Genomic DNA, 19828 nt, shown 5'->3' with positions numbered 1-19828 from the left:
GGTTATAACCTCATCTCTTTGCCAAGACCTGGTGTACGTTGTCCAAGCTTATTGCCTGTAGCTAAACCGGTCATCGAAACTGCGCTGTCTTTAGCTGAAGATTGACTAAGCATGATTTGATCACCTTCGTTAAGCCCAGAGAGGATTTGAGCGTAGATTTTATTGTTAATGCCCACTTCAACATCGCGGTATTCAATGTGGTTGTTTATGATCACTGGCACTTGATACGAAGTACTCGAACCTAATTTGGTGACCAATACCTGTGATGGGACCAGCAAGGTATCTTGCGCATTGGCTAAAATAATCGATACCTGCGCTGTCATGCCAAAGCGCAATAGGTTGTCAGGGTTTTCAACATCAAACAGAGCGTTGTAGTAAATCGCTTCATCATCACCAATCATCAATGAGCTGTCGGCGCCGCTAAGCAAAGTTGGCCCTGGTTCAATAGTGCGTAATACACCACGGTACTTTTTCGCTGTCGCGCCCAAAATACTAAAATACACGTCTTGCCCAGCACTCACATTGATAATGTCAGCTTCAGATACTTGCGCTTTAATCGTCATTACGTCTAATTGCGCCAGCTCAATAATACTGGGGGTGCCTTGATTGTTATTAACGGTTTGCCCCTCTTCGACCGACACATAAATCACGGTGCCATCAATAGGTGAACGAATAGTTGTGTAACCTAAATTGAGCTTGGCGTTATCGACACTGATGATTGCTTTGTCTTTTTCAGCACTGAGTTCATCAAGCTCAGCCAGATAAACCGCCAATATCGATTCTGCCGAGTCAAAATCTGATACCGACGCAGCGCCATTAACCAGCATCTTTTTATTACGAGCATATTCAGACTGTGCAACTTTTATTTGAGCCTGCTTTGCCCGATATTGCGCATCAATACTTTGCAGTGATGCTTGGGCTTCTTTAAGGGCATTTTGTTGAGTTAAGTTATCGATTTGAGCAATCAAGTCGCCCTGTTTTATATTTTGGCCAACGTTCACGTCCATTGTTTCGATTAACCCCGATACTTGAGCACCGACACTGACTAATTTAGACGGATAAAGTACGCCATTGGTCAGTACTACTTTTTCGATGTTGCCGCGTTTAACCACATCGGAGGTAAAGATAGGTTGGTCTTGTTGTGCTTGAGTGTACTTGTAGCCTACAACGGCAACGATTGCGCCAAGAGTAAGAAGCAGCAAGGTGTTTTTAATGTTCTTTTTCATGTGGATCTCTTAATGTCTTTTTAGTGACTGATCTGCGCTAACAATCTTGTAATAACGGATTTGCGTTTACTTACTATCAATAACAGCAGAAGTCGTATTCAAAGTGGGTTTACACAATGGCAGTGTTGACAGCGGATCCATGCTGTCATTATGTGGCGGTGCTTGTTCCGGATGAGCTTCTTGCGGATGAGCTTGTGGTGAATGAGCCCGTTGCGGCGTTTGACAGTGTCGCTCAAAACTCACAGTCAAAGAGTCTGAGTCCAGTATGAAGCCTTGCATGCTTTGTCGAAGCATTATTGCAGACACAGGGGCTGACACAGAGGCAGATACTGGGGCTGACACTGGGGCTGACGAATCGATATCTAAAAATTTGGATAGCGCATACAAATGAAAAGTATACACTTTTTGACCAGGCCCTTTAGAGCATGGCGGTGCATACTCGTTACGATCATTCACCGTATTACTGCCAAATGAACCAACAGATTGATTTTCTTTACTGCCAGAACCAATGCCAAAACCAATACCAGAAGCTTGCGCCGGAATATTGTACACAGTCCAATACCACTTGAGTTCTTCAGGCTGGTTTAGTTTAGGTGCCTTAGTGTCACCTTGAGGTGGAGTGCCTTTGTTATTGTCAGTCGAGTCAGCCTTTGATGTATTTTGTTCATTGTTTGTGAAATGAGGATTAGGCATGTGGTCCATGATCACTACCAATGATTGGGTTCCGTCTGGTACTCCGCGCCAACTTAATGGTGGTGAAATGCCCTCTCCCTCACAGGTAAATTCAACTGGCAATGTCCCCTTATCGGAAAATGCAGGACTGGTGAGTTCAATTGACGGCTTGGCATTAACGGCGGTTGCACTGAGCAACGTCAAAGATAAAATGGCGCCAATAATGTGGGTATTCATGGCCTAATCTCCAATACACTTAAGTTAACGATTAATGAGTTAACTTAAGTGTATCGATTAGGCTTCGCTGATGGATGACAATGTTGTCATTTAACGATGGGTAACAACAGCCGCATCGTCACAACCTCAATATCACTGGGCTCAAGCGTAAGATCGCCACCATGCGCGCGAGCGATTTCTCTGGCTAAACTTAACCCTAAACCACTGCCGGATATGCCTTGGGTATGAGCAGGCTCTCCGCGGTAAAAACGATCAAACAGTTTGGCCCTGACCTCGTGAGATATCGGCAGACAAAAATTGCTAATAACCACTTCTATAGCAGACTCGTTTTGGCGAGCGTGGATAGTGACACCTTTGTGATGAAGGCTATAACGCATTACGTTTACGAGCAGATTATTTAACAGCTGCTTCAGCAACACAATATCGCCTTTAGTGATTAACCCTTTTTCAATAACACAATCAAGCTCCAGTTCATCTGACAGCAAGGTCATATCGGCAATCAACTCATCGACCAATTCAGTGATATTTATCGGTTCAAAATGCAACGCCATAGAGCCAGAATCCGCCTGTGATAGCAGCAACAATTTACGGGTAATAGCCGACAAATGCCCTACTTCATCAAGAATGGCATTGAGATCCAATAGCGATGGGTTTTCAGACAACACAGCTTGTTCAAGCTTACCTCTTAGCACTGTAAGTGGTGTTTTTAGCTCATGAGCGGCATCAGCCGTAAAACGAGAAACTTGTTGAAAACTGTCCTCTAGGCGATCGAGCATCATATTGTATGCATCAATCAACATTTTGAATTCTTTGTCTTCTTTATGCTCAGGCAAGCGATGGCTAAGATCTTTTTGGGTCACCTTATCCATGGCTTTATGTAATCTGTTTATTGGTTTAATGGTATTGGTCGAGATAATCCATGCGCCTAGAATACTGAGCAGTAATGAAAAAGGAATAACCACACCCAACGCGGTCAGCAAGGTATTCGTTAACTGATTTGTGGTGGCTGCAATATCCACAGCGATAAAACTTTGTTGGTTTGAGGTTTGAAATAAGCTGGCTCGCCATCGGTTTTGCTGATGTTCAAAAAAGGCCAGCTGACAAACCGCGTCGGCTTTATTGTTGTGGGGTAATATGAGTGACTCAGCGCGTAGCCAATTTAAGCGACTTATCACGCCTTGTACGTCTACACCGTCTGGCGCGGTTAAAAAACCTTGCTCAGCAGAACCGACAGACAGCATTAATTGGCTAGGTGAATTGACTCGTAACTTGTCCGCTAAATCAGTCATTAACCGATCACCCGAAAGGGGTGTATCGTCTGAATCTCTTATATTCATTGCAGAATTATTGACATCATGCAATGTACGTTTGCGTATTAAGCGTTTTGCTTCCATACAAAGGCGAGAATCAAGGTTAGTCAATTCTACAGTCATAATACGCGACCAACTTAAGCTGATAACCAGCGCAAGCACAGCGGTTACCGTTAAAATTGATATGGCAAAAATACGAGTACGAAAATACATATTAACACCTTATCGAATGCTCAGGCGATAGCCTGTGCCGCGGACAGACTCAATGGCGCCGACCATTTTACCGGCCTTCTCTAATGAAGCCATTTTACTGCGGATGCGTTTAATGCACACATCAACAACATTGGTACAAGGATCAAAGTCGTATCCCCAAACATGCTCCAGCAACTGCCCCCGGGTTAATACTTGGTTAGGTGAACGCATTAAGTGTTCAAGCAAACTAAATTCTCGGCTAGTAAGCTCGACCGATTGTCCCTGACAATTAAGGCTGCGATTAATACAATCAAGCTGCAATGCGCCTACCTCAACGACATGCTGTTGTGTGCCGCCATGGCGTCGTAATAAGGCTTGAATGCGAGCATGCAACTCTTCAACATAAAATGGTTTAGCTAAGTAATCATCTGCGCCCATGTCTAACCCTTGAACGCGATCGCCCAACTCATTACGTGCTGTAAGCAAAATAATGGGCGTATCGACACCTTGTTGACGCAGCGAACGAAGAATATCCAAGCCATTTCTGCCCGGAAGCATAATGTCGAGAATAATCACATCATAAGTATTGTTGCTTGCCGCCTGATAACCTTGATTACCATCGGCACAATGAGTGACATCGAAATTTTTGGCGCGCAAACCTTCACAGATAAAATCTGCAATTTTTTGTTCATCTTCGACAAGCAATACGTTCATTGAGTTTTATCCTTGGGAAACACTTAAAAGTATCTCACCTGACGCATCGCACTCGCAACCTATATGACAACATTGTCATTTAACAGATTAAGACTGGCCATACAGGATAAAATTTCAACAACCTAATGAGAGCGGAGTAGATAAACAGCATTGATGTTCGAAGGGTGATTCAATTTTTATCTAGCATGCTAATTAGATATTAAAGGTATTGACCGAAGGAGAGCGGTTACACACCCTGATGATGTTGACCACTGATTAGTGTAGTATTTTCAAACTAAAAGCATGATATCTAAATGCTCCTCACTAATATTGAAAGGTCATTCTTAGAGATTAAACATGTTTAATTTTCAACCATTATGCTGACTCGAATTGATCTACATCTAATTTTATTGCTCTACGTCCTTGTAAACTGATCATTCAATCGTTATCTGGAAGGCTATAAAAAGGTCTTCCTTATCTATTATCAAAAAGGAGTCAGATATGTCATTACAAGGAAAAGTCGCGCTAGTCACTGGCGCAGCTCAGGGCATAGGACGTGCCATTGCACTTCGTTTAGCAAAAGATGGAGCAGATGTTGCCATCGTTGATCTAAACGAAGAAAAAATGCTCGCTGTATCTCTTGAGGTCGAAGCCCTAGGTCGAAAATCAACTACTTTTAAAGCTGACATTAGCGACCGAAAACAAGTTTATGCCGCTATAGACCATGTAGAAAAAGCCTTAGGTGGATTCGATATTATGGTGAATAACGCAGGTATTGCGCAAGTTCAAGCCATAGCAGATATTACTCAAGAAGAAATAGATAAAATCCAAAAGATCAACGTAGACGGAACCCTTTGGGGTATTCAAGCCGCGGCAAAAAAATTCATCGAGCGCAAGCAAAAAGGCAAAATTATCAGTGCCTCTTCCATTGCGGGCCATAACGGGTTTGCTTTACTGGGCGCATATTCGGCGACTAAATTTGCAGTGCGTGCGTTAACTCAGGCTGCAGCACAGGAATATGCTAGCGCAGGTATTACAGTCAATGCTTATTGCCCTGGTGTGGTCGGAACCGATATGTGGGTCGAGATTGATAAACGCTTTTCTGAAATTACTGGGGCCCCAATAGGTGAAACCTATAATAAATACGTGAAAGGCATTGCCCTTGGTCGTGCGCAAACACCTGTAGATGTCGCCAACTTTGTTTCATATTTAGCGGGTCCAGACTCTGATTACATGACAGGTCAGGCGCCGCTGATCGATGGCGGTATGGTTTACCGTTAATAATAACCAAATGGTCCCGAAATGCAGGATTGTGTATTTTGATCTGTCTTGGGTATATGGTTTAAAAATTGTGGGCTCATATTGAGAGTAACAACATAGCCTGCAGTTTTTAGCTCTGTGATTAACAACCATGTGAACATAGGCTGGACTCTAATCAGTACCCATCTTAGGTGAGCATGTCTATTGCTAGGCAAGTTGCACACTAGGGCTTTAATTTCCTGCTTAATATTCTTTATTTTTTACTGTTAAACTTAATGTCCATTGTTCTCGAAAGTCTTTCTGAATACGTGAATGGATAAAAAGGGTTATCGCCATCGCTATAAAACCGCCAAGACTTGCCAGGGCCATATCTTTATGTGCATCCCAAACATCTCCCTGTGTACCTAAATACGCCATTCCTAGCTCGCCACCAAATGCCTCTGCGGCGCCCCACTCAATCAATTCATATAGCATCGATGTTGCCATAATAAGATTTAAAGGCGTTAAATAGCTCCAAAAGCCTTTCAAACCAGCAATCCGACAATACAAATCTCTAACAGGATATGCCAATAAAAGACCGTATGCCAAATGAATCAATCTATCAAAATTGTTCCTGGTCCAGCCCATATATTCATTAAGGCTAAAGTTAAAGTACGACGTTAAAAATGCATCATAGGGAACATTGGAATAAGTATAATATGAACCTATTTCATGCAAGCTCATAAAGGCAAATATCAAACTATAAGAGAGTCGCGATAATGGGCATTTCTTATACGTAAAAAAAATGAACATGGCAGATAAGACAACGAGTACATTTTCAAGCGCCCAATCGGCTCGATCATAAGGCGATATAGAAATAACTAGGAATTCAATACCAAAGATGACTGACAGAATGAGAAAGTATCGTTTATGTTCCATAATATTTTTAGCCATTGTGAATTAACGGTAATCTTACAGGAGTCCAAAAGTCTGCTGTAGATGTCTTCTCATCCATAGCATGTGGAGCTCAATCACGTCTAATCACACCACAAAAGGGAGGACAACAGACGCCGACTGCGACTTACAAATTGATTATTTTAGTCCGACATCATGCATTTATAGATTAATAATGAAGATAATACGCTTTATTTTTCTACAATAACCCTATACACAACATTCTCCCTATTTACTTCACAATCACGCACTGAACTTATTTGCGCCCAAGTATTCTTAAGATACGAAGGAACAAGTTGATGATGTCCATGTACAACGCAGCTGCGCTATCAATCGCATTATCGAGTGTTTTGGGTATCTGATTAGCTCGCCCCCAGTCATAACCAATATAGCCACAGAAAATCAGCACCACTATCCAATCAATAATCCCATGGTGGATCCCAAAAACAAATATCTCAATCAACTCCACAACAATAACAAGCAGCAGGGCGATACTGAGTGCACCAGATATTTTTTTAAAAAAAGCAGGAAACATAGACCCTAAGCACATCATGCCAATGGTCACTAAGCCAGTAATCCGAATCGCTTCAGATACAATGGAGGCATCGTAGCCACTCACCACCAAGTTAATAATTAAACCAAAGGGAATAACGACAAAATTGTAACCAATAAAACTCACCAGTGGATTACTAGATTTATTAAACAGATACAGACCAAAAAAGCATGAAGCAAAGTACCCAATAAAGAAAATCCAAGGATTAACATCCGCTATCAATTGAGGATCGATATTTGTGACCATCAACCAGTTCATAGCAAAACCCCAACAAAGGGTTAAACCGATAGCAAAATTATAGGCTGTCGCACTAATGATGGGATCAGTAGTACTGCTTCTTTTAAATACATTTACTTCCATGTTACTTCCTCGTAGCTGTTGGTAAAACGCTTTACTAATAGACCATTGACAGTAAGCTATACCAATTTACAGCGTAGCCAACTGTTTTGTGTCTTTGCTGAGTTTATTGCCAATTGAAGTTACGCCAATAACAATTCAAATTGTCGCGATTAATCCTGAATAAACGGCAATAATGTCAAACACAACCAAATCCCTTTTGTAACTTCCTTGTGTAAATTCCCTTTGTAAATTGACTTCCAAGTCAGTACGTTATGTTAACTTAAAGATGGACTACAATACCTTAGCGTTTAAAATCTAAAATAAGTCAACGTTAGCGTTATTGCCAGTGAGTCAACAGGACAAATTCACTGAGCTTCAGCACGAAAACTGATGTTAACAAGCGAGCATAATCGAAGCGTAAGGATAAAGATAACCCTTAATAGAGATGACGATAATGATTTTAAACGAAATGATGACTAGACAATATTTGCACGAAATATAAGCAAAACTAAATCGTGAAAGGTGTAGTATTCTAAGCCAAAGATACTGGTGATTTTTAACAAGCAAAACAGGGGTTTCAACTTGTTAATGTCTCAGTTTGAACAACATAATAATTAAACTTATTGCGAGTGCATTATGATCAATCAGCTGCAGGAAAAATATCAACTGTCACTATTGTTGCTACTCAGCGCCGTGGCTGTATTGGGGATTTCTCCTTTTGTGGTGATACGTTATCTTGCTGGTAACTTCACGGCTGCAATTATTGATATTACGCTGATATTGGGCATCATAGCGTTAGTTACTTATGCACATTATGTAAAAAAAATCCGCATCGTAAGCGCGGTGATAGCAATATTCATTAATGTCGGTGTTGTCGTTATTGTTATTGCTAACGGAATAGATAGTTTTTTGTGGATTTACCCTGTTTTCGCCAGCACTTTTGTTCTGGTAAAGCCAATTGAAGCCCTTGGTATTAATGCTGTCGCCGGCGTTGCTGTAGTAAAACTATCTAACATTTTTGCCACCATATCAGAGGACTCCTTCATTGTGACAAACTTGATGTTGTCATTGTGTGTTTTCGTTTATGCCAGCCACAGTGCCAAGCAATTTCGCTTGCTGGAAGATCTCAATACGATAGACCCACTCACAGGTGCATTTAATCGCCGCGCCATGAGCTCAGATATGAATGAGGTGTTATCCAACGCCGATAGCCACAGTATTAGGCAGTGGCTAGCCATCCTAGATTTAGATTACTTTAAGAGGGTTAATGATAAATTCGGTCATGCTGTGGGCGACCAAATACTTAAAAATTTTGTGACAATTACCACTTCGCACATTGGTAAATATGATCGGCTTTATCGCTTTGGCGGGGAGGAGTTTGTGCTATTAATTCCCGAGAGCAGTAATCAACAACCAGCGTTTTTTGACAGCCTGAGAACGGCGATTAAAAAAGAATTGAAAAATCCAGATGGCGAAGAAATAACCGTGTCATTTGGTGTCGCACTCTGGGTTCCAGGTACAACTGCAGACACATGGCTACAACGCGCAGATGAAGCACTTTATCTCGCAAAAAACAGAGGTCGTGATGATGTCGTCTTCAGTGACTAATACATAGGCACGAAAGGCTTTACCCTCACAGATTAATGTATCGAAAATTAATCTAAAAAAAATGGGAAGTAGTAACCTCTCTTGCTCGTAGTGGGCATAAATGAGTTTACAAAGCTTGCGCCACATAATCCCTAAATCAACATAAGCAAACAACTTATCTTCCCGTCGTAGCAGCTCATTTTTTCACTCAAAAAAATAGGCTCAAGTCGTTAAACTTGAACCTATTTACGGGTTATTTAAAACAGGTCATAACCTTAGGTTAAAACCAAGCGACTGAGCGAGAAGACTTAACTAAATTACCTCGCTAAATTACGTAATACATAATGCAAGATGCCGCCATGTCGGTAATAACTAAACTCATTAGGGGTATCAATGCGGATTTTAGCTTCAAACGAATGTTGCTTACCCGCTTTGTCGGTCACTGATACATTCACGGTTTTCTGCTCGGCACTTACCGCAGGAATACTAAATTGCTCTTCACCTGTGAGGTTTAGCGATTCTGCACTGTCATCAGGCATAAACTGCAGTGGCAAGATACCCATTCCAACCAAATTAGAACGGTGAATACGCTCATAACTTTGCGCGATAACCGCTTTTACCCCCAACAATGCAGGCCCTTTGGCCGCCCAGTCTCGTGAGCTACCGGTGCCATATTCTTTCCCTGCCAGCACAATACAAGGCGTACCTTGTTGCTGATACTGCATAGCGGCATCAAATACTGTCATCGACTCACCGTTAGGCATTGAACGTGTCCAACAGCCTTCGGTTCCCGGTGCCAGCAGGTTTCTTAGCCTTACATTGGCAAAGGTGCCGCGCATCATTACTTCATGGTTGCCACGGCGTGAACCGTAAGAGTTAAAGTCCTTAATGGCGACTCCAGCTTGCTGTAAATAGTCTCCGGCAGGGCTATCTGGTGCAATAGATCCCGCAGGTGAAATATGGTCGGTAGTGACCGAATCACCTAACTTAAGTAAACAACGGGCATTGTCGATAGCCATAATTTTCGGTACTTCAGCACTGATCCCGTCAAAAAATGGCGGCTGTTTAACATAGGTGGAATCGGGCCAGTTATATTTTTGGCTTTGTACTACCTCGAGCCCTTGCCAGTCTGCATCGCCGCTGTATACATCGGCATAACGGGAAACAAACATCTCACTTTGTACCGCGCTGGCCATGACCTGTTGAATTTCCTGATTGTCTGGCCAGATATCTTTTAAATACACCGCATTACCATCAGCATCTTCACCCAATGGCTCAGTGACCATATCGGCTTTCATATTACCGGCCAATGCATATGCCACCACTAATGGCGGCGATGCTAAGTAATTGGCTTGCACTTCTGGATGGATACGTCCATCAAAGTTACGGTTGCCCGACAACACCGAACACACCTTTAACCTGCCCTGTTGTATCGCTTCGCTGACGGGTTGAGGCAATGGGCCGGAATTACCAATACAAGTGGTACAGCCGTAGCCAACCAACTGAAAGCCTAGTGCATCTAAATCGACATTAAGACCTGATTTTATTAAATAATCCGTCACTACCTGTGAGCCAGGTGCAAAGCTGGTTTTCACCCAAGGTTTAACCTGTAAGCCTTTTTCACGAGCGTTTCTGGCCAATAGTCCGGCGGCGATTAACACCGATGGATTAGAGGTATTAGTACAGCTGGTTATCGCCGCTATCACTACCGCGCCAGCTTCCAGCACAAAGTCTTTATCTCGATAACGGCAAGCAACACCGGTACTACCATCGACGACGGAAACTTGCACCGATGGGCCACCCTCGCTTGCCAGCTCGTCTTTACCTTCGGCGTCGATGTGGCTAACAGGGATCTGACTATCCAACCACTGACGGAAACTGACTCCAGCTTGCTCAAGTGCAATTCTGTCCTGTGGCCTTTTGGGGCCAGCGATAGAAGGCACAATACTGCCTAAATCCAGTTGTAAGCTGGCGTGATAACAGGCTTTGTTGTCGGATGCACTGGCCCACATACCCATCTGTTTAAGATATGCCTTGATCAGCGCGATATGCTCTGGATCACGACCAGTAAGCTTTAGGTAATCTAGTGTTTGTTGGTCAATCGGGAAAATGCCACAAGTAGCACCGTATTCTGGCGCCATATTGGCAATGGTCGCCCTATCGGCCAAGGTTAATTGATCGACACCGGCACCAAAAAATTCAACAAACTTACCTACCACGCCAAATGAGCGCAGTTGTTCGGTCACGGTTAACACCAGATCGGTAGCGGTAACCCCTGGAGGCAATTTACCGATAAATTCAAATCCGACAATTTCGGGTAACAACATCGTCACGGGTTGGCCTAACATCGCGGCCTCAGCCTCAATGCCGCCGACGCCCCAACCCAATACCCCCAAACCGTTGATCATGGTGGTGTGAGAATCGGTTCCGACTAAGGTGTCTGGATACAATAGGTTATCTTCATCTTCTTTGACAAAGACCACTCTCGCCAGATATTCCAGATTGATTTGGTGCACGATACCGCGCCCGGGCGGTACCACTTTAAAGTTGTCGAAGGCTTGCTGACCCCAACGCAAAAACTGATATCGTTCGCGGTTTCGTTGAATTTCAATGGCAGTATTTTTTTGCAACGCCCCTGTTTCGGCAAATACATCGACCATCACTGAGTGGTCAATAACCAGCTCCACCGGGTTCAGTGGATTAATAGCGTCGGCATTGCCGCCCAATGTCACGATTGCATCACGCATAGCGGCCAAATCGACGACTGAAGGTACACCGGTAAAATCTTGTAGAATGACTCGAGAAGGGACAAAGGCAATTTCGGTTTCAGACCAGTTATCCAGATCCCAGCGGGCCAAGATTTCAATATCCTTCGGCTGGACAAATTCCGAATTTTCATAACGCAGTAGATTTTCTAATAATATTTTTGCCGCAAAGGGTAAGCGGGATAAATCGTAGTGTTCTGCTAGTCGATCAAAGCTGTAATACCGGAAAGTTTTGTCATTACTTTCAATCTGTTTCAATAATTGCATAGAATCGTTCATTACTGATCTCCCTATAAACGTTTACTGGCACTTCCTGCTAAGCTTAGTGAACACACTAACATATCCCAATCAAAAATCGAGTCGAAAACCTTATGAGTAAGATACGTATAGAATATGACAGCATGGGGAAAGTTCAGGTGCCAGATGATGTTTATTACCAGGCGCAAACTCAACGTGCACGAGATAACTTTCAGTTTTCTGAGCGACGCTTTCCGTCGCTAGCAATACTCGCCCTACTCGACATAAAATCAGCTGCAGCACAGGCTAATAGCCAACTCGGCTTGTTAGATAACGCTATGGCCAAAGCAATTCAACAAGCGATTATCGCCAGTAAGAAGCTTGATTTTTCGCAGCACTTTCCAATTGATTTGTTCCAAACAGGCTCTGGCACCAGTTCTAATATGAATGTTAATGAGGTGATTGCCAGCCTCGCTAGCGACATTTTACAGGCAAAAGTTCACCCTAATGATCATATTAATATGGGTCAAAGCAGTAACGATGTGGTGCCCGCCTGTATTCATATTAGTACGGTTAGGCAATTAAAGGGCTTATTATATCCGGCCATTCAGGGCTTAAGTGACAGATTAACGTTTTTGGCCGATGAGTATTCAAATACAGTCAAAACTGGTCGCACCCATTTAATGGACGCCATGCCGATTACACTTGGCCAAGAACTGCAATGCTGGCAACAACAGCTAAACGGTGCTCAAGCTAGGGTACAGCAAGTAGCGCTGAGCCTGCATCATTTGCCATTGGGCGGCACTGCGGTGGGCACTGGCGTTAATTGTGACCCCAATTTTGCCAAACTTGCATGTGATGATTTACAACAGCAAGATCAGATCCCTTGGCAGGCGGCGCCAATCCCTGCGTTGTATATGAGTAGCCAAGATCACACCTTAGCCATGGCTTCGGCGCTCAAAGGGTTAGCGGTTACGTTATTGAAAATCGCCAATGATTTACGCTGGATGAACTCTGGCCCTGTTGCAGGACTACAAGAAATTAGCTTAACGGCGCTGCAACCGGGCTCATCGATAATGCCCGGTAAGGTTAACCCCGTTATCCCAGAAGCCGTAGCCATGATTGCCGCTGAAGTCATCGGCAATGAAGCAACCATCACCATCGCGGCACAATCGGGTAATTTTCAGTTGAATGTGATGCTGCCACTGATTGCCGACAAACTACTGTCCAGTATTGATTTATTAACCCATGCCTGCCAAGCAATGACCGATAAAGTGTTTGCCGAATTTAAGCCCAATGCAGAACATTTGACCCAGGCATTAGAGAAAAACCCCATTCTAGCTACCGCACTTAATTCAGTAGTGGGGTACGATATGGCCGCAAAAATTGCTAAACGAGCAGATAAAGAACATAAATCAGTATTAGCCATTGCGCTTGAAGAAACCGATTTAGACGAAGATAAACTCCAAGCGATACTCGACCCGTTGCATCTGGCAAAACCTAATGAATAGCAGCCACCAAACTGACAATAGTTGGGTGAATAACATAAATTTGAGATGTTAGATGTTAGATGTTAGCTGTTAGCCATCACTCAAGTCGGTAAAAGTGCAATGGTGAATGAAAAATCGTGAGCAGTGAGCCGTAAGAAGTCTGCCGATATCCGTTGTCTCAGTGATATCGGCGGTAAACGTTATTACTCGTCATCTAGCGTCATTGCCTCTTTTATTTCATCACTGCCAAATCCTTTACGGGATAAATAGGCATACGCTTTCGACTTTTCTTTATAGTCCGCTAAGTTATAGCGTTTCTTAGCCAGTTCATTTTTGCAGCTTTGATAAAAATCGACGTCTTCTGTTAGCGTTAGTTGGTACAAGGTTTCTTCAAAGTCGCTTACATCAATCAGTCGCTGCTTTAATTCCTGCAAGATAAGGGTTTTACCTTTGCCTTTATTAAACAGTTTGATTATTTCAGTGGTTAAATCGGCTTTGTCGGCTTTGAGGGCTAATTTACTGCGCAGGGTTTCACGTTGTGGATGTTGTGCTAATGCGTGATCAATTTCAGCCCGAGAGAAACCTTTTGTGGTCATCTGGGAATAGACTTTTTCTATGTTGGTACCATAGAAGTTTTCAAACCGACTCAGCAATCGCGATGTGGCTAACTCAAAAAGGTCCACTGTTTGCTCGTGCATCACTTGTTCTATCGCGGTATCAATCTCTGTAGCACTTACGCCGCGCAGCTGTAACTTACGTCTTATGGCACCAATACCGATTTCATTACTAAAGGCTAACTCGCAGTAACGTACCGCAAAGTCAAAGTCACTTTTTAAATAACCGCCCTCGATGAGTCTGGCGAGTACGGTATCAATCCATTGTTGATTGTCGGTTTTACGCTCAAGCTTGGTGCGAATTTCGTTAATGGTAAAGTCTTGCTGGCCAAGATGCCAATAAGCACTATTAAAAACGTTATCGATGGTTTTGGCTTGACGTAGTGGTGGACGCTGCATAAAAATTAATCTTACCTTAACATAATCAAAATGAGTGTAGCAGTTCAGTCAGTTATTGAGAAAGATCTAGATATTTCATTGTTTAAATGATTTAAAAACCCGCCGTTTATAGTGAATGAAATGCAGCTTTTTAAATGGATTATAGAGTTATTTATCGATGGAGACTTGTTGTACTAAAGCTGCATCATTAGTCACTTAGCAGCATTATCCGCAACGGAACATCAATGGATAGAAGATCTTTATACTCGAGTCATAAGACGATTATTGCTTGTCTATTTGACGTTGCTGAACTAGCAGTGACAGCCGCTAATAACCTTAATAGATAATCTGCTGTCCCCCAAGTATTTATTGCGATATCGATTGGTAACAATACAGAAGCCAGAAAATATTTTAGATCGAAAAAAATATGATCCTCACACCCCCTCAAGGGCGTATCTATGGATGTTAGGATTGTTGAATTAAGGCGCTTGTATCTGATGACATCCACCCATCTATATTAGGTGTATGGATCACAGATTTGTGATTTTTGAGCTATCGACAAGTAACAAAACAGTTAAACATGTAAATAAACAGTATAGATATTGTTCGAATTCAAGTTTATTTAATAATTCCGCTGTTTTACTACTCTGATTTACTTTCAATCAATAGCGCCTTCTTGTTATTCTCCTGCCAATGAAAATCGTCAGCTGGATCTATTGATTCAACTACCCACTCCTTTGAGCTCGTTTGGAATCGTTTCTTGAATCTAACTCTTTGCCAATACCTAGCTAAGCCGCTTAATCGCATCGCAAGGCTGTCTAAATTGAGTAAAGCACATTTAACGTTGTGTTTCGGGTTACTGTTGCTGCAACCCTTAGCTGATTCATTATCTATGTCGATGGGGCATGTCGTCGATATCAGTGAATTTATTGCCGTTGTTGACACTTTACTAGCTGAAGTTATGGGCGCTAGCTTTCTGGGCCTACTAATATTAAACCCATTGGTGATCGAGCAATTTTGGCGTTTATTCAATCTCAATTCTACATTTTGTAATCTTCTTGCTCTTAGCTACGCGCTAAGTGCCTTATCTGTTGTTGCCCCTAAATCCCTTGAATACACGGCACACGGTTGCCGCGCTCCTCCTCTACAAGCTTAAATATTTTAATTTAAATACATCATTCGCAAAATCTATATTGCCTTAAGACGTACGCCAAAATCACTGTTAATTGATTTGAGCGAGTCCTTTGGTGCAGTTATTTGCATTCGATGATTATTCTGCAACTGCCGATCCCCCAATTGGTAGCGTAGTAAGCTTTTAAGGTGAGAGGAATCTTCCTTTGTTAATTCGAAATTTAAGTAAACCAGCGCTAGCTGCATTAGCATTTATGCTCGCAGGCTGTGAAGGCGGCGTGCTGGATCCCAAGGGTCAAATCGGTATAGATGAGAAGCATCTCATTATTGTGGCGACATTACTGATGCTGATTGTGGTTATTCCGGTGATTTTCATGACCTTGTATTTTGCCTGGAAATACCGTGATGGCCGCGATGAAGAAATTTATGCACCTAAATGGGCGCACTCAACCGCCATTGAAATTGTGGTGTGGGTTGTACCAATTGTTATCGTGATCATTCTTGGTGTTATCACTTGGAATTCGACCCATGACTTAGACCCCTATAAACCGCTTGTTCATGATGCTAAACCGGTAAAAGTTGAAGTGGTGTCACTGGATTGGAAATGGTTATTTATTTATCCAGAATATGGTATTGCTTCGGTTAACGAATTGGCCTTCCCTGCGAACGTGCCGGTTAACTTCAAAATCACTTCAGACACGGCAATGAATTCATTTTTCATTCCGCAGTTAGGCAGTCAAATCTACTCAATGGCTGGCATGGCGACCAAGTTACACCTTATCGCAAACGAGCCTGGTACTTTTAAAGGTATTTCAGCTAACTACAGTGGCGCTGGTTTTGCGGGCATGAAGTTTAATGCCATTGCGACTGCAACAGCCGGCGATTTTGATGCGTGGGTTGCCAAGATAAAACAACAAGGGAATACCTTGGATGTTGAGCAATATGAGCAACTAGCTCAAAAGAGCGAAAATAATCCTGTTCAATATTATGGGTCAGTGCAAAAAGGCATGTTTAACCACATTGTTATGCAATACATGCACCCTGACTCGAATATGAAACCAATGGACAGTATGGAAGGCATGGAAGGTATGCATGACATGGGCAACATGAAATCAATGTCTGGTATGGAACATACCGAACATATGAAAGATATGCAGCATATGAAAGACATGGACGCTGAACAACATTCTGGACTTTCATCCTCTACACACTCAACCACAGAGCATTCTTCGACTGCTTCTGGGGAGGCGGAGTAATCATGTCATTTCTTGGAAAATTAACACTCGAGTCTATTCCGTATCATGAACCGATTATTATGGTGACCCTAGCGGCTGTCGCCATTATTGGGTTCATCATTGCGGCCTTAATTACTAAACATCAAAAATGGGGCGTGCTTTGGCACGACTGGTTAACCTCGGTTGACCACAAAAAACTCGGTATTATGTATATCGTATTAGCGATGGTAATGCTGGTCCGTGGTTTTTCTGACGCGATTATGATGCGAACTCAGCAAGCACTTGCCACTAACGGCGCTGCGGGCTATTTACCACCAGAACATTACGACCAAATCTTCACAGCCCACGGCGTGATAATGATTATCTTTATGGCAATGCCATTTATGATTGGTCTTATGAACTTGGTCGTACCATTGCAAATTGGTGCTCGCGATGTCGCATTCCCATTCTTAAACAACTTAAGTTTTTGGCTAACCACATCTGGGGCAATATTAATCAATATTTCGCTTGGATTAGGTGAGTTTGCTAAAACAGGTTGGGTAGCTTATCCGCCATTGTCTGAGCTGGCATACAGTCCGGGGGTGGGGGTTGATTATTATATCTGGGCCTTGCAGATATCCGGTATCGGGACAACCTTAACTGGGGTGAACTTTATCGCCACCGTGTTAAAAATGCGTGCACCTGGCATGAAGCTAATGCAAATGCCTATTTTCACTTGGGCCTGTACTTGGGCTAACGTGTTAATCGTTGCATCGTTCCCCATTTTAACCGCTGTTTTAGGCATGTTGACCTTAGACCGTTATTTAGATTTCCACTTCTTTACCAATGATGGTGGCGGTAACGCCATGATGTACATCAACCTGTTTTGGGCTTGGGGTCATCCTGAAGTATACATTTTGGTATTACCGGCTTTCGGTATTTTCTCTGAAGTGTTTTCAACCTTTACCTCTAAGCGCTTATTTGGTTATACCTCAATGGTGTGGGCAACCGGTGCAATTTCGGTGCTTGGTTTTATTGTGTGGTTACACCATTTCTTTACCATGGGTTCAAGCGCCAACGTTAACGCCTTCTTCGGCGTAATGACCATGGTGATTGCGGTGCCGACGGGGGTAAAACTGTTTAACTGGTTATTTACCATTTATCGCGGCCGTTTACGTTTTACCGTGCCAGTTTTGTGGTCTTTAGGCTTTATGGTGACCTTCACCATCGGCGGCATGACCGGGGTATTGTTAGCATTACCTGGCGCAGACTATGTACTGCATAACAGCTTGTTTTTAATCGCCCATTTCCATAACACCATTATTGGTGGTGCGGTATTTGGCTACATGGCGGGGTTTGCTTACTGGTTCCCTAAAGCGATGGGTTTCACACTCAATGAACGCTTAGGTAAGGCATCATTTTGGTGCTGGCAAATTGGCTTCTATGTGGCCTTTATGCCGTTGTACGTGCTTGGTTTTATGGGCATGACACGTCGTATTAACCACACAGATAACCCAGCGTGGAACTTCTGGCTTTACTTTGCTGTAGTCGGCGCATTTATCATCCTTGTGGGCATTATTTTACAGTTTGTACAATTGTATGTCAGCTTCCGTGACCGTGAGCAAAACTTAGATACCACAGGCGATCCATGGAACGGCCACACGCTTGAGTGGTCAACATCTTCACCACCACAGTTCTATAACTTTGCCCAGTTAGATCCAGTAACAGACATTGATGCGTTCACCGACATGAAAGAAAAAGGCACTGCCTACAGACGTCGTGAAACATACCAGCCTATTCATATGCCTAAAAATACTGCCAGCGGTATTGCTATGGCGGCGTGTATTACGGCGATGGGATTTGCTGCAATTTGGCATATTTGGTGGTTAGCTATTGTTGGGTTTGCGGGTACGTTTGTACTGTTCTTGATGCGTGCTTATAACAATGATGTTGACTACTACGTGCAACCTGATGAAGTCGCGCGTATTGAAAATGCACATATAGATAACGTAGCTAGGGGCCGATAATGAGTATTGCTATTAAAGCAGATTTACACGACGCTCATTCTGCTGAGCACGGTGATCAACACCACGAAGAACACCACGATACCAGTGGTAACACCTTGTTCGGTTTTTGGATTTATCTAATGACCGACTGTATTTTGTTCGCATCCGTTTTTGCCACTTATGCCGTGTTATTCATGAACACCGATGGTGGAGTGTCGGGTAAAGATATTTTCGAATTAGACTTCGTCCTTATCGAAACCGCCGCATTACTTGTCAGTAGTATTACTTATGGCTTTGCCATGATTTGTGCGAGACACCAAAAGAAAGCGGCGACTTTAGGGTGGTTATTAATCACCTTCGCTTTGGGTTGTGTGTTTATCGCCATGGAAGTTTACGAGTTCCATCACCTTATTGAACATGGCAATGGTCCAGATCGCAGCGCCTTTTTATCAGCATTTTTCGCCTTAGTCGGCATGCATGGCTTGCATGTTACCGCGGGCTTAATTTGGATGCTGATCATGATGGTCGAAGTCGTCAAGTGCGGTTTAAATAATCGCAGCATCACCCGCTTGAGTTGCTTAAGTTTGTTTTGGCATTTCTTAGACATCGTGTGGGTGTGTGTGTTTACCGTTGTTTATTTGTTAGGAGTCTTGTGATGAGCAATGCACATTCAAGTCATGCCGAGGGCGACTTTGGCGCTAGCGTTAAGTCATATTTAGTCGGCTTTGTATTATCAGTGATCTTAACCGGTATTCCATTTTGGTCGGTAATGACTCACAGCTTTGATCATGACACCACCTTATGGATTGTCGTCGCTGCGGCTATCGTGCAAATCGTGGTGCACTTGAAATACTTCCTCCATTTAGATTTTTCTAAAGAAGGCAGAATCAATACATTCTCGTTCTTATTCACGGCCTTGATTATTGTCATGGTTGTGGGTTTGTCTGTGTGGATTATCTACGCAGCCAATGAATTGATGATGTAACCGACA

16 protein-coding genes are annotated in these 19828 nt (G+C 43.0%); 8 read left to right on the top strand and 8 right to left on the bottom strand.

Annotation, left to right across the window (positions count from 1 at the left end; all coding sequences use genetic code 11):
* Positions 1-2: 2 nt before the first annotated feature.
* From AAEY94_RS03665 to AAEY94_RS03650, 4 genes are all read right to left on the bottom strand, one after another.
* Positions 3-1226 carry an efflux RND transporter periplasmic adaptor subunit gene (locus AAEY94_RS03665; protein WP_350977331.1) on the bottom strand — a complete coding sequence of 408 codons (1224 nt, stop codon included), beginning with the start codon at positions 1224-1226 and terminating at the stop codon, positions 3-5.
* A 66-nt stretch (positions 1227-1292) separates the two neighbouring features.
* Positions 1293-2135 (bottom strand): YbhB/YbcL family Raf kinase inhibitor-like protein, encoded by an 843-nt coding sequence (locus AAEY94_RS03660; RefSeq protein WP_350977328.1) that lies wholly within the window; start codon positions 2133-2135, stop codon positions 1293-1295.
* An 86-nt stretch (positions 2136-2221) separates the two neighbouring features.
* Positions 2222-3658 carry an ATP-binding protein gene (locus AAEY94_RS03655; protein ID WP_350977324.1) on the bottom strand — a complete coding sequence of 479 codons (1437 nt, stop codon included), beginning with the start codon at positions 3656-3658 and terminating at the stop codon, positions 2222-2224.
* A gap of 9 nt (positions 3659-3667) precedes the next feature.
* Positions 3668-4351 (bottom strand): response regulator transcription factor, encoded by a 684-nt coding sequence (locus AAEY94_RS03650; RefSeq protein ID WP_350977322.1) that lies wholly within the window; start codon positions 4349-4351, stop codon positions 3668-3670.
* Between the two features lie 480 nt (positions 4352-4831).
* Between AAEY94_RS03650 and AAEY94_RS03645 the strand changes: the two genes are divergently transcribed.
* A complete protein-coding gene (locus AAEY94_RS03645; protein ID WP_350977319.1) occupies positions 4832-5611 on the top strand; it encodes an acetoin reductase in 780 nt (259 codons plus the stop codon).
* Positions 5612-5833: 222 nt separating this feature from the next.
* Here AAEY94_RS03645 and AAEY94_RS03640 read toward each other — a convergent pair whose 3' ends face one another.
* A complete protein-coding gene (locus AAEY94_RS03640; protein ID WP_254439849.1) occupies positions 5834-6508 on the bottom strand; it encodes a DUF2238 domain-containing protein in 675 nt (224 codons plus the stop codon).
* 271 nt (positions 6509-6779) lie between these two features.
* Positions 6780-7436: a Bax inhibitor-1 family protein gene (locus tag AAEY94_RS03635; protein ID WP_350977315.1), complete on the bottom strand. Its 657-nt coding sequence runs from the start codon at positions 7434-7436 to the stop codon at positions 6780-6782.
* Between the two features lie 615 nt (positions 7437-8051).
* Here AAEY94_RS03635 and AAEY94_RS03630 point away from each other — a divergent pair.
* Complete coding sequence (locus AAEY94_RS03630) at positions 8052-9023, top strand: GGDEF domain-containing protein (RefSeq protein ID WP_350977313.1); 972 nt, start codon at positions 8052-8054, stop codon at positions 9021-9023.
* Between the two features lie 296 nt (positions 9024-9319).
* Here AAEY94_RS03630 and acnA read toward each other — a convergent pair whose 3' ends face one another.
* The gene (gene acnA, locus AAEY94_RS03625; protein ID WP_350977310.1) at positions 9320-12046 is read right to left on the bottom strand and encodes an aconitate hydratase AcnA; all 2727 of its coding nucleotides are present in this window, start codon (positions 12044-12046) and stop codon (positions 9320-9322) included.
* Positions 12047-12138: 92 nt separating this feature from the next.
* Between acnA and AAEY94_RS03620 the strand changes: the two genes are divergently transcribed.
* Entirely contained in the window at positions 12139-13515 is a 1377-nt protein-coding gene (locus AAEY94_RS03620; RefSeq protein WP_101084854.1) for a lyase family protein, read from the top strand.
* A 182-nt stretch (positions 13516-13697) separates the two neighbouring features.
* On the opposite strand, the gene AAEY94_RS03615 is transcribed toward AAEY94_RS03620, so the two are convergent.
* Positions 13698-14507 (bottom strand): RecX family transcriptional regulator, encoded by an 810-nt coding sequence (locus tag AAEY94_RS03615; RefSeq protein ID WP_101084853.1) that lies wholly within the window; start codon positions 14505-14507, stop codon positions 13698-13700.
* Between the two features lie 739 nt (positions 14508-15246).
* Here AAEY94_RS03615 and AAEY94_RS03610 point away from each other — a divergent pair.
* From AAEY94_RS03610 to cyoD, 5 genes are all read left to right on the top strand, one after another.
* Entirely contained in the window at positions 15247-15642 is a 396-nt protein-coding gene (locus AAEY94_RS03610) for a hypothetical protein (RefSeq protein WP_101084852.1), read from the top strand.
* A gap of 181 nt (positions 15643-15823) precedes the next feature.
* The gene (gene cyoA / locus AAEY94_RS03605; RefSeq protein WP_101084851.1) at positions 15824-16873 is read left to right on the top strand and encodes a ubiquinol oxidase subunit II; all 1050 of its coding nucleotides are present in this window, start codon (positions 15824-15826) and stop codon (positions 16871-16873) included.
* A gap of 2 nt (positions 16874-16875) precedes the next feature.
* On the top strand, positions 16876-18858 hold the full coding sequence (cyoB, locus tag AAEY94_RS03600; protein ID WP_101084850.1) for a cytochrome o ubiquinol oxidase subunit I: 1983 nt from the start codon (positions 16876-16878) through the stop codon (positions 18856-18858).
* Positions 18858-19493: a cytochrome o ubiquinol oxidase subunit III gene (gene cyoC / locus AAEY94_RS03595; protein ID WP_101084849.1), complete on the top strand. Its 636-nt coding sequence runs from the start codon at positions 18858-18860 to the stop codon at positions 19491-19493. Before cyoB ends, cyoC begins: the two co-directional genes overlap by 1 nt.
* Positions 19493-19822: a cytochrome o ubiquinol oxidase subunit IV gene (gene cyoD / locus AAEY94_RS03590; RefSeq protein WP_101084848.1), complete on the top strand. Its 330-nt coding sequence runs from the start codon at positions 19493-19495 to the stop codon at positions 19820-19822. The genes cyoC and cyoD overlap by 1 nt, the downstream gene beginning before the upstream one ends.
* Positions 19823-19828 lie beyond the last annotated feature (6 nt).

It is taken from the genome of Shewanella sp. AC34-MNA-CIBAN-0136 (assembly GCF_040309945.1).
Classification (GTDB): Bacteria; Pseudomonadota; Gammaproteobacteria; order Enterobacterales; family Shewanellaceae; genus Shewanella.
The sequence above is the reverse complement of the archived record's forward strand: the minus strand, read 5'-3'. Positions and strand labels throughout refer to the sequence as shown.

Coding starts and splice junctions, on each gene's coding strand:
- AAEY94_RS03640 (WP_254439849.1), bottom strand. CDS start 6,508: ATGGAACATAAACGATACTTTCTCATTCTGTCAGTCATCTTTGGTATT.
- AAEY94_RS03655 (WP_350977324.1), bottom strand. CDS start 3,658: ATGTATTTTCGTACTCGTATTTTTGCCATATCAATTTTAACGGTAACC.
- AAEY94_RS03665 (WP_350977331.1), bottom strand. CDS start 1,226: ATGAAAAAGAACATTAAAAACACCTTGCTGCTTCTTACTCTTGGCGCA.
- cyoC (WP_101084849.1), top strand. CDS start 18,858: ATGAGTATTGCTATTAAAGCAGATTTACACGACGCTCATTCTGCTGAG.
- cyoD (WP_101084848.1), top strand. CDS start 19,493: ATGAGCAATGCACATTCAAGTCATGCCGAGGGCGACTTTGGCGCTAGC.
- AAEY94_RS03635 (WP_350977315.1), bottom strand. CDS start 7,436: ATGGAAGTAAATGTATTTAAAAGAAGCAGTACTACTGATCCCATCATT.
- AAEY94_RS03650 (WP_350977322.1), bottom strand. CDS start 4,351: ATGAACGTATTGCTTGTCGAAGATGAACAAAAAATTGCAGATTTTATC.
- AAEY94_RS03615 (WP_101084853.1), bottom strand. CDS start 14,507: ATGCAGCGTCCACCACTACGTCAAGCCAAAACCATCGATAACGTTTTT.
- acnA (WP_350977310.1), bottom strand. CDS start 12,046: ATGAACGATTCTATGCAATTATTGAAACAGATTGAAAGTAATGACAAA.
- cyoB (WP_101084850.1), top strand. CDS start 16,876: ATGTCATTTCTTGGAAAATTAACACTCGAGTCTATTCCGTATCATGAA.
- AAEY94_RS03660 (WP_350977328.1), bottom strand. CDS start 2,135: ATGAATACCCACATTATTGGCGCCATTTTATCTTTGACGTTGCTCAGT.
- AAEY94_RS03620 (WP_101084854.1), top strand. CDS start 12,139: ATGAGTAAGATACGTATAGAATATGACAGCATGGGGAAAGTTCAGGTG.
- AAEY94_RS03645 (WP_350977319.1), top strand. CDS start 4,832: ATGTCATTACAAGGAAAAGTCGCGCTAGTCACTGGCGCAGCTCAGGGC.
- AAEY94_RS03630 (WP_350977313.1), top strand. CDS start 8,052: ATGATCAATCAGCTGCAGGAAAAATATCAACTGTCACTATTGTTGCTA.